At 32.9% G+C, this 10,235-nt stretch carries 10 protein-coding genes; all 10 read left to right on the forward strand.

Features of this window, described 5'->3' with window-relative positions:
- Positions 1-158: 158 nt before the first annotated feature.
- The 10 genes from DW114_RS11135 (at position 159) to DW114_RS11185 (ending at position 10,205) form a co-directional block, all read left to right on the forward strand.
- Complete coding sequence (locus tag DW114_RS11135) at positions 159-863, forward strand: ABC transporter ATP-binding protein (RefSeq protein ID WP_117453843.1); 705 nt, start codon at positions 159-161, stop codon at positions 861-863.
- A complete protein-coding gene (locus DW114_RS11140; protein ID WP_117453830.1) occupies positions 864-4,112 on the forward strand; it encodes an FtsX-like permease family protein in 3,249 nt (1,082 codons plus the stop codon).
- Positions 4,113-4,202: 90 nt separating this feature from the next.
- Complete coding sequence (locus DW114_RS11145; protein WP_117453831.1) at positions 4,203-4,751, forward strand: RNA polymerase sigma factor; 549 nt, start codon at positions 4,203-4,205, stop codon at positions 4,749-4,751.
- Positions 4,738-5,436: a hypothetical protein gene (locus tag DW114_RS11150; RefSeq protein ID WP_117453832.1), complete on the forward strand. Its 699-nt coding sequence runs from the start codon at positions 4,738-4,740 to the stop codon at positions 5,434-5,436. The genes DW114_RS11145 and DW114_RS11150 overlap by 14 nt, the downstream gene beginning before the upstream one ends.
- Positions 5,427-6,299: an ABC transporter ATP-binding protein gene (locus DW114_RS11155; RefSeq protein ID WP_117453833.1), complete on the forward strand. Its 873-nt coding sequence runs from the start codon at positions 5,427-5,429 to the stop codon at positions 6,297-6,299. The genes DW114_RS11150 and DW114_RS11155 overlap by 10 nt, the downstream gene beginning before the upstream one ends.
- Positions 6,296-7,735 (forward strand): hypothetical protein, encoded by a 1,440-nt coding sequence (locus DW114_RS11160; protein WP_117453834.1) that lies wholly within the window; start codon positions 6,296-6,298, stop codon positions 7,733-7,735. The genes DW114_RS11155 and DW114_RS11160 overlap by 4 nt, the downstream gene beginning before the upstream one ends.
- Before the next feature lie 124 nt (positions 7,736-7,859).
- Positions 7,860-8,309, forward strand: coding sequence for a GNAT family N-acetyltransferase (locus DW114_RS11165; RefSeq protein WP_233509493.1), 450 nt, complete (start codon positions 7,860-7,862; stop codon positions 8,307-8,309).
- A gap of 29 nt (positions 8,310-8,338) precedes the next feature.
- Complete coding sequence (locus tag DW114_RS11170; RefSeq protein ID WP_117453836.1) at positions 8,339-8,773, forward strand: hypothetical protein; 435 nt, start codon at positions 8,339-8,341, stop codon at positions 8,771-8,773.
- A 387-nt stretch (positions 8,774-9,160) separates the two neighbouring features.
- The gene (locus DW114_RS11180) at positions 9,161-9,808 is read left to right on the forward strand and encodes a flavin reductase family protein (protein ID WP_117453837.1); all 648 of its coding nucleotides are present in this window, start codon (positions 9,161-9,163) and stop codon (positions 9,806-9,808) included.
- Positions 9,809-9,992: 184 nt separating this feature from the next.
- On the forward strand, positions 9,993-10,205 hold the full coding sequence (locus DW114_RS11185; RefSeq protein WP_117453838.1) for a hypothetical protein: 213 nt from the start codon (positions 9,993-9,995) through the stop codon (positions 10,203-10,205).
- Positions 10,206-10,235: the final 30 nt, after the last annotated feature.

Consider the following 10,235-nt stretch of genomic DNA (forward strand, 5'->3'; position numbering starts at 1 on the left):
ATAATTGTCGCAGGATACGGAATATCAACCCTGTTTGAAAGAGAAAATAGATTATGTAGGAAAAAAGTGAAAAAAAGAAAATAGGGGGAAAGACTATCAAAGTTTTTTCAATTTTAGTATAATATAGGAAAACGTATATGTTAGAAAGGTCGATGTATATGAGTGCCTATATTGAATTTCAAAATGTAAAAAAAATATATAAAATGGGAGAAGTAGAAATTGAAGCACTAAGTGGTGTGGATTTTTCTATTGATCAGGGAGAATTTGTGGTCATTGCGGGCGCCAGTGGTGCTGGAAAAAGTACAATACTGAATATTCTAGGTGGAATGGATAGTTGTACAAGCGGCAATATCTATGTAGATGGTAAAGAAATCAGTAAATATAATGCCAAACAATTAACGACATATCGTCGTTATGATATTGGATTTGTATTCCAGTTTTATAATCTGGTACAGAATTTAACCGTTAAGGAAAATGTAGAGCTGGCAGCACAAATCTGTAAAGAACCTTTGGATATTGATGAAACAATTGAAGCAGTCGGATTAAAAGATCGAAGTGGAAATTTCCCTGCACAATTATCCGGTGGGGAACAACAGCGTGTGGCCATTGCCCGTGCATTAGCTAAAAATCCCAAGCTTTTATTATGTGATGAGCCAACCGGTGCCCTTGATTATAATACCGGTAAACAAATCTTAAAATTACTTCAGGATACCTGTCGACAACGTGGGGTAAGTGTCATCGTTATTACTCATAACTTGGCACTTACGGCGATGGGGGATAAAGTTATTAAAGTACGTAATGGAAAGATTGAAAGTGTAACCATCAACGAAAACCCACTGCCAGTAGAAAGGATCGAATACTAAATGAAATTTAAAGCACTGAGAAAGGACATTACACGAGAAATGCGAAAATCGCTGGGGCGGTTTTTATCTATATTTTCTATCGTTGCCATCGGAGTAGCGTTTTTTGCGGGTGTCAAAGCAAGTGTTCCTGTCATGAAAAACAGTGCCGATCATTATTTTGATGAGTACAATTTCATGGATTTTAAAGTAATGTCTACCATTGGCATGACAAAAGAGGATGCATCCGCCATTCGTAAAATTGATGGTGTGGAGGGTGTTTATCCCAGTTATTCCATCGATACCTTAAATACAGTAGATAATAAACAAAAGGTTATTAAAGTGATGTCATATCCAATGAAGGATACCAAAGATAATCCGGATTATATCAATCAGATGCGAATCATCAATGGCCGTCTGCCTGAAAAAGAAAATGAATGTGTCATTGAACATGATAGTATCAAAGGTGCATCCAGTAAAGTTGGAGATCATATCACATTAACTAGTGGGAGTGATGATGAATTAAAGGATACGTTGAAAAATACAACGTATACAATCGTTGGAGAAGTCACAACGCCTTATTATTTATCATATGAAAAAGGTAGTTCTGCTATCGGCAGTGGTACGATTGACAATTATATCATCATACCCGACAGTAACTTTAAAATGGATTATTATACAGAAATATATGTAACAGTAAAAAATGCGAAAAAATATAACTCTTATGATGATGCTTATTTTGATGTGATAAAAAAAGTAGAAACAAAACTTACTTCACTTGGAGAAGAAAGAGCTGATTTACGCTTTGAGAAAATCAAAAAAGATGCTTTGAAAAAGGTAGAGGATGGGCGTAAAGAATATGAAGCCAATAAAAAGAAATTTGATGAAGAAATCAAAAAGGCTAAGCAACAGTTATCTGATGCACATGATCAGGCACTTGTTGGACAGGCAACATTAAATGCCAACCAATTGACCAGCCAGCAAATGCTTGCGTCAAAAAAACAGGAGCTTGAACAAAGTGAAGCCCAGATGAACAGCTTGGTTGCTCAATATGATGCAGCAAAAGCAAAATTGAATGAAGAAAAAACAAAAGTAGATACTCAAATAGCGGATTTAAATAAACAAATTGAAACACAAAAGGGTAAAGTTGATGAAATTGACCAACAGATCAAAGATGTGGAAGAACAGTTGAAACAGCCTGATTTGACAGACTTGGAAAAACAGCTGCTGGAGGAAAAAAAGAAAGCTTTAGAGGCTTCAAAAACGTATATGGTGCCATCTCTTGAACTTCTACAAAAACAGATGGAAACTCTGCAAAGTAATTTAGAAACCGGTATGAATCAATTAGCTGTATTAGATGAACAAATCTCTAATGCCAAAAATCAAATAGAGCTTGGAAAACAGCAACTAGCTGAAGCTGAAACAAGTGCTCAAAAACAATTTGAAGAAGCACAGAAACAAATTGATGATGGCAATACACAGGTCATAAAAGGTACTTTGGAATTAGAAGAGAAAGAAAAAGATGGTGCCGCAAAACTTGCGGAAGCGAAAGAAAAACTTGATAAAAGTGAAGAAGAAATCAAAGCAATGAAAACACCACAATGGTATGTACTAGATCGTAATTCCCATTATTCCTATCGAGATTATGGAAGTGCAGCCGATCGTATGGGAGGGATTGCGAAAGTATTCCCATTATTCTTCTTTGTGGTCGCAGCTCTTGTATGTTTAACAACCATGACGCGTATGGTGGATGAACAACGTCAGGAAATCGGTACTTTAAAAGCACTTGGATATTCAAAAACAGCAATTGCGATGAAATACATTATGTATGCGGGTGTTGCCAGTATCTTTGGTGGTATTTTTGGCTCCATCATTGGTATGGTGGTATTCCCAACTGTGATATATAATGCATGGAATATCATGTATACCCTGCCTGAAGTACAGCTTCAATTCCAATTTGGACTAGCCTTTACTGCGATAGGTATCGTTTCTTTGATTACCGTAGCAGCAGCCATTTCAGCAGTATATAAGGAATTAATGGATGTACCAAGTCAGCTGATGCGCCCAAAAGCACCAAAGAATGGCAAGAAAATTTTATTAGAGCGGGTTCCATTTATATGGAAACGATTTAACTTTATTCATAAAGTAACCGCTAGAAATATCTTCCGTTATAAAAAACGTTTCCTAATGACCGTCATTGGTATCAGCGGATGCAGTGCCTTGCTTGTGGCTGGTTTCGGTATTCAAGATTCTATAGGAGAAATTGTTGTTTTACAGTATGAAGAATTAAATAAATACGATGTAAGCATGACATTTTCAACAGATGCCACAGCTTCTCAGCGTGATAAAGCATTAGATGAATTAAAAGCCAATAAAGATATATCCGATGCAATGGGTGTAGCGATATACCATGGATTCTATGCTGATGAAGGCGAAGATAAAGGTGTTGATATCTATGTACCAGCAGATGTCAATGAATATCAGAAGTTTACAGTATTGCGGACAAGGAAAGGTCATGACCCGTTAGATTTAGAAAGCGATGGTGCCATCATCACAGAAAAACTTGCGAAAGCAAAAGGCATTTCAGTTGGCGATAGTATCCCGATTGATAATGGTGATGGGGTAAAGAAAGATATCAAGATAACTGGAATCAGTGAAAACTATGTAGGCCATGCCATCTATATGACACCATCTTATTATAAGAGTGTATATCATACGACCCCTAAGAACACAACACTGTTAGGAATTATGAAAACCGTAAACAGTGATCAGGAAGAAACGTTGGGAAATGCATTTATGAAACAGGCAGGAATTGAGTCTGTGACATTCTATAGTGGTATTGCGTCAAGCTTTGAAGATACCATTTCCTCTTTATCGTTTATCGTTGTCGTATTGATCATATCTGCGGGAATGCTGGCATTTGTAGTTTTATATAATCTGACAAATGTAAATATCAGTGAACGATTACGAGAAATTGCGACAATCAAGGTGCTTGGCTTCTATGATAATGAAGTTTCTGCATATGTCTATCGTGAAAATATCATTCTAACATTGATTGGTGCTCTAGTAGGTTTAGGCTTGGGAATCATATTGCATTCTTTGATTATGAGCCTTGCGGAATTAGATACTGTCATGTTCGGCAGAAATATCTATCCAATCTCCTTTGTTTACTCAGTATTGATCACGATGGGATTCTCTATTATTGTAAATCTTGTTATGTATCGTAAATTAAAGAAGATTCCGATGGTAGAATCTTTAAAATCAGTGGAATAGTGAATAACTGTTCCACTTTTTTTCAATAAAAAGCAATATTTATAAGACCAAATGCTGAAAAAAGAAGTTATACAAGTGAGGAGGTAGAACATGAATGAATCCAATCTGATCAGAAAAATAAAAAAAGGCGACGAAAATGCTATGGATATCCTGATTCAATCCTACTATCCTTTCATATATGCGTATGTATCAAGAAAAATGTTGATGGATGATTGTGCAAAAGATATTACACAAGAAGTTTTTTTACGGTTTTTGCGATATCTTCCTACCTATCGACAAGAAGGGAAGCTGTTGCATTATTTATATCGGATAGCTTCCAACGTCTGTAAAGACTACTACAGAAAAATGCAGTATCATGAAGATATCAGTGAATTAGATTATATGATTGAGGATGATACAAATGTCCATGAAAGTATTTTAAACCAACTGAAATATGAAGAACTGATGTTGTGGATTAGTAAACTAAACGATATCCAGCAGGATGTGATCATTTTAAAGTACTTTCATCAATTGACCTTTAAAGAAATTGCGGATATCCATCATATTCCGGTTTCTACCGTAAAATCCAGACATACACAAGCATTGATCAAATTAAGAAAACTTATGAAAGAAGGTGGATTTCAACATGAAAAAATTTGATGTGAATATCCCAGAACAAGAAATAGAGCATATGCACTGGCTGTGTGAACAAGAATGGCAACTGGTAAGTGCTAGACAGGAAACAAATGATTTACGTCGTTTAAAACGTTTTTTATATTTTGATCTACATCGATTTACCGCCATTGCATTTCTAAGTCTGATGTTAACGATATTGATTTTATGGTGTATGCAAATCAATATAAATGAAAGTATGACGATTTATTTTATATCATTAGGATTTTTCAGTATTTTTGAAATGTTCAAAGACATGTATTACCACACAAGTGAATTATGCTCACCAGTATATCTACATGCGGGCAGGCGGTTTTTAATGAAAAATATCGCCATTAGTATCATAATGCTAGGAATGCTGTTATTAATTTCTTTGATTCATTTGATATTATCAGATTTTATGATTTCCTTCATTATTCTATATGCCTATATTCCTTTATTTTTGATTCAGTGTATGTATTTGATCTTTCTTCCTTATATTCACAGCTATATACAGGCAATGATTATTTATATTACGACATTTGCCATTTATGAATATATAGTATGTTATTTTGATCTGTATAACCCTTTTATAATTATTTTGTTTTTTATTATTCTGTTATGCTTTTATTTCTTCAACAGTATTTATCAATATTTCAAAATAAGAAAGGCAGGGAATATAATATGGAATTAGTCTTAGAACATCTTAATAAATCATTTAAAAATAAAAAAGCAGTCATTGATGTAAATATCACCCTTCATGAAGGCGTACATGGATTGTTAGGTGCGAACGGCAGTGGTAAAACGACCCTCATGCGTATTATTTGCGGTTTGATTCCCAGTGAAACAGGGAGTATTAGTTTTAATGAAATTGACTTAAAAACCCAATACGACAGTTATGCCGCCAATCTGGGTTATCTGCCACAACAATTTGGTTATTATCCTAATTATAGCGTACAATCATTTTTAGAATATATGTCAATTATCAAAAATATGACAGCATCTTATGCAAATGATCGGATTCAGAAGCTATTGCAAGATCTACATTTGAAAGAAAAACGTAAAACAAAAATGAAACATCTCTCAGGTGGAATGCTTCGTCGGGTTGGTATTGCTGTCGCTTTACTCAATGAACCCAAAATTTTGATTTTAGATGAGCCTACTGCTGGACTTGATCCTAAAGAGCGTATTGTTTTTCGTAATCTGATTGCTTCTTTATCCGAAAACACGATTATCATTTTATCTACACATATCGTCAGTGATATAGAAACAATTGCAGACGATATTATGATAATGAAAGAAGGAAATATTATCTTACATGACACATGCGAAGAATTACTTTCCACTATGAATGAAAAAGTATGGGAATTGTGCATTGATAAAAAGGAAGCCTTAAAGTTGATGAGTCAACATATCATAGTGAAGAGTCATCATAAAGATAGTAAGATAGAACTACGTATTGTATGTGATAAACAGCCACATCCTTTAGCAACACCTGTGATACCTGATTTAGATGACTTATATTTATATCATTTCAAAGAAGGTGAAACATTATGATGCGACTTGTAAAGGCAGAGTGTAAAAAGATTTTAAGAAGCAAATTCAATATCTTCATGATCCTTATATTATTCAGCTATACAGGATATCAGGCATATAGTGAGTATCAGTTTAAATTTCAAAATACAATAGCGCAAGAATGGATAATGAAAACAACAGAAGGCAAAGATTTAAATAATGGCGCTGATTATTTTATGTACGCAGATAAAATTCTTCATCAATATGAGGGAAAAGCCTCCCCTAAATTGTATGAAAAGTTTATGTCTGATTATGAAAAAATATTAGAAGCATACCCTTTAAAAGATTATGATGTAGACTATATGATTTCTCTATATGGTACAGAATATGAAAAATTTATGCAAGATTGTGTAAATGGAAAATATAGCGAACAGAAAAGAATAGAGTATCTTGAAAATGTTCAAAAACAATCTTATTTTTTTAAATTTTATAAGGATGATGATAATGATAATTTAATATATCCTATGGTGTTTTATGAGAATGATCATGTAAGATTACTATATCAAAATATTTATAAGAATACGATGGAATATAACTATTATCTAAAACCGGCAAAAGATATTCCTGATTTAGGCAACTTTAAAGCTTATTGTTTGGCATCAAATGCAGAAATAATGAAAGGATTAGATTTAAGTGATCCTTTGAATAAAACAATGAAAGAGCATTTCGTCAATCAAGAACAAAATCAACATTTTGACAGTGTTGTGGGTAATAATCTGTTAGTGAATGCATTAGGGTGTATTGATTTTGTGACCTTACTTATGATTGCATTGATATTATCAAATACCTTTGCGATGGAAAACTACTATAAAACCGATCAGATTCTGATACCAAGTGAAACAGCAATGAAGAAACTTTCCTTGGCAAAATTACTAGCTGGTATTTTGGTAAGCGTAGGAATATTATTATTAGAATATCTTATGATCTATGTGTTTACGATGATCTATGTGCCACTTCGAGATTTAAATATGGAAACTATTTCCATGGCAGGAACAAGTGTGAAGAGTATCACAAATGGCATTTTTACATATAAAGAAATCATTGGCACAGGGTTGTTTTTGAATTTGTTGGCAGTAATATCAACTGCATTAATTACAATGTTGGCATCATTTATATCTAAAAACCGATTTATCACAATTATTTTATTGATTACTTTTATTCTTATCACAACCTTTAGTTATCCTTTTGATACGATTTTTCATAATTTTGGAGATCATCTGTTTTTAGCAAATATGTTGCATACGAATGATTTTTTCTTGATATTTAGATATGGAAATTCTCCAGAACCATATGGTTTATGGAATGGGATTTTCTATTCATGGAAAACCATAATCGTACTGTTTTGGATGATTGCGGATATCATAATAACATTTATTGTATGGAAGGTATCAAAGAAACATGTTGTGAAAAATCATTAATGAAGTGGAGAAATCCACTTTTTTAAGTATCTATTATTAGAATAAGATTGGTTGTTATTGGTGTTAAATTATAATATAATGTTTTTATAAATCAAGACGTGTGGAGGGATGAAAATTGAAAATTGTGAATGGAATTGATTATATAGAACAAGTCAAAATCAAAATAATAGAATACACAACACGTCTAGGGCGTGACTTATCTTTTCAAAATATTGATGAAGAACTTAGCAATCCTGCGATAAAGTATGCAGCACCGCAAGGTGAACTTCTCGTTGCTTTAGATGATCATGAAAAAGTGATAGGAATGGTTGCCTATCATAAACATAGCGATGAACGATGTGAAATGAAAAGATTATATGTTTCTCCAGAATGCCGAGGAATGAAGTTAGGTGAAAAACTTGTCGATGAAATTATTCAGCATGCAAAAAATGCTGGATTTAAAGAAATGGTTTTAGATACCATTGTGCCATTACAAGCAGCCATACATTTATATAATAAAATGGGATTTGAGGAATGTGAACCATATTATTATAATCCAATGGATGATGTGATTTATATGAAGCGCTTGTTGTAACATATAATAATAGTAAAGGAAGGAAAGATATGATATATAAACGCTATAATGAAAAAGATAGATTGGTATTAGATGTTGAAAAATTGAAAATGGATAATGATTTTTGTGTACAAATATATCAAGGAGAAGGTTTTTTAGAGAATGATTGCTTAGATAAAACTTACATAGATGATGTTTGTATTGATCTTGAGGAATGTGAGAAAACTTTTGAGGAACTAAAATCTTATATCGTATTCATTGCGGCTAATTTAAGTAATCTAGATGGAATCGTACAGAAATATAGCGAATTTCTTGGCGAGGATAACTTTTGGAAAGATTTTTATATATCATATATATGTATAGAAGAAAATGATAACATAAGAATCATATATAATGGCAATCATGTAAACACTGTATTGGAAGTTTGTTTTGATTATAAAGATAAAGACTTTGTTTTGAGAAAATATGGCTCAAAAATCATTTGAATGTTTTGAGGTCGTTGAAGTACTATAGAGAAGACTTATAGTGGCAAGGTAGGATAAGCCTATGAATATAGAAGAAACAAAAGAATAATTATCATTTCATTCAACAAGAAACAGCGATATAGATAACCCAAAATGGAAAAATGGATTTTTAGGAAGTTAACACCCTTTTAGAGGAGAACTGCATAAAGAGAATTTTTTTGAGGTGATGGAATATTGGAAGGCAATAATCTGGTGTCCCAGAAATCAAGCATTTGTTGACATAGGTTGATATTATTGAAAGCTGTTTTATGTTTTTGTTAGAGAAAGATAAACAGGAAGCATTCACTGCTTATGAAGATTATTCATTGGGTGGTTGTATAATGTTTTAGAATTCATGGAGGCTGCGTTATGAAAATTGAGATTAAGAAAGATTTTCCACAGTATTTTAAATCGTTATATCCAGAAGAATTTGATTTGTTTTCGCATTTTGAAACAACAGCAGGAATTCCATCCGTACTATTCGCCATTACCACATGGAAAGAAAATGGGCAGCCAAATGTATGTTTTCACGCATGGAGTTGTTTTCATGGTGATAAAACATCTTTCTTTGTTGTTATGGGGAATTTATATCAACATACACATACATATGAAAATATCCAAAGAGAAAAATGTTTTTGTATTAATTTTCTGCCTATCCATTATTATGACGATTTACTTAAAACAATCAAACATAACGAATATGATAGTGATGAATTTAGTGCAGGTAGCTTTACTCTTTCTTTGGCAAAGACAATCCATGCGCCAATGATAAATGAAGCGTTTATAAATATGGAATGTACTTTAAAAGATGTGCAGGATCTAAGTGGTGCAGGTATTACTTCCATGATTATTGGGCAGGTTCAACATATTTCTGTAGAAGAAACATATGCCCAGGGTTATGAACAAAGATATGGAAAAGATGGATTTATGATGTTAATTCCAGGACCTCAAGACCTTATGACAGGAGAGGCAAATCAATCTGCAATTGCAACTGTAAAGATAGAAAAATATGATTGATGATAATGTATAGAATAAAGTTTTACAGATATATATGATAAGAGGGAAGTGATATAGAGGGAAGATTGGTTCTCCATAAATCAAATAGATGATGATACATATATCATAAGTGAATGGGAACAGGAGTTTTTTCATATGATACTTTTTCAATTCATTTGTAGGGAAAAGCAAGGAGATTTTGACAATGAAAAAGGAAGATTTTGGAAAAGAGTTGAAATCATGCTTTATCAATATGATATTGGTGATGATTTTAGGCTTTATTTTGATATTGCTTTTGACAAGTGATGATAGTTTTCTCGTATATAGTATTATGTTTAACAGCATTTGTATCTGTGGTACGATATTACGTGCAATCTATTTATTGTATGTTTATCTAAAAAACACAATAAAAATCTGATTATCCGCTAAAACACAGTATCTATCAGCA

The organism is Absiella sp. AM09-50 (assembly GCF_003433845.1).
Lineage (GTDB): Bacteria > Bacillota_I > Bacilli_A > Erysipelotrichales > Erysipelotrichaceae > Hoskinsella > Hoskinsella hominis.

Bases quoted from the DNA above. Each gene is read 5' to 3' on its own strand.
- DW114_RS11160 (WP_117453834.1), top strand. From the start codon at position 6,296: ATGATGCGACTTGTAAAGGCAGAGTGTAAAAAGATTTTAAGAAGCAAA.
- DW114_RS11180 (WP_117453837.1), top strand. From the start codon at position 9,161: ATGAAAATTGAGATTAAGAAAGATTTTCCACAGTATTTTAAATCGTTA.
- DW114_RS11155 (WP_117453833.1), top strand. From the start codon at position 5,427: ATGGAATTAGTCTTAGAACATCTTAATAAATCATTTAAAAATAAAAAA.
- DW114_RS11170 (WP_117453836.1), top strand. From the start codon at position 8,339: ATGATATATAAACGCTATAATGAAAAAGATAGATTGGTATTAGATGTT.
- DW114_RS11135 (WP_117453843.1), top strand. From the start codon at position 159: ATGAGTGCCTATATTGAATTTCAAAATGTAAAAAAAATATATAAAATG.
- DW114_RS11150 (WP_117453832.1), top strand. From the start codon at position 4,738: ATGAAAAAATTTGATGTGAATATCCCAGAACAAGAAATAGAGCATATG.
- DW114_RS11145 (WP_117453831.1), top strand. From the start codon at position 4,203: ATGAATGAATCCAATCTGATCAGAAAAATAAAAAAAGGCGACGAAAAT.
- DW114_RS11185 (WP_117453838.1), top strand. From the start codon at position 9,993: ATGAAAAAGGAAGATTTTGGAAAAGAGTTGAAATCATGCTTTATCAAT.
- DW114_RS11140 (WP_117453830.1), top strand. From the start codon at position 864: ATGAAATTTAAAGCACTGAGAAAGGACATTACACGAGAAATGCGAAAA.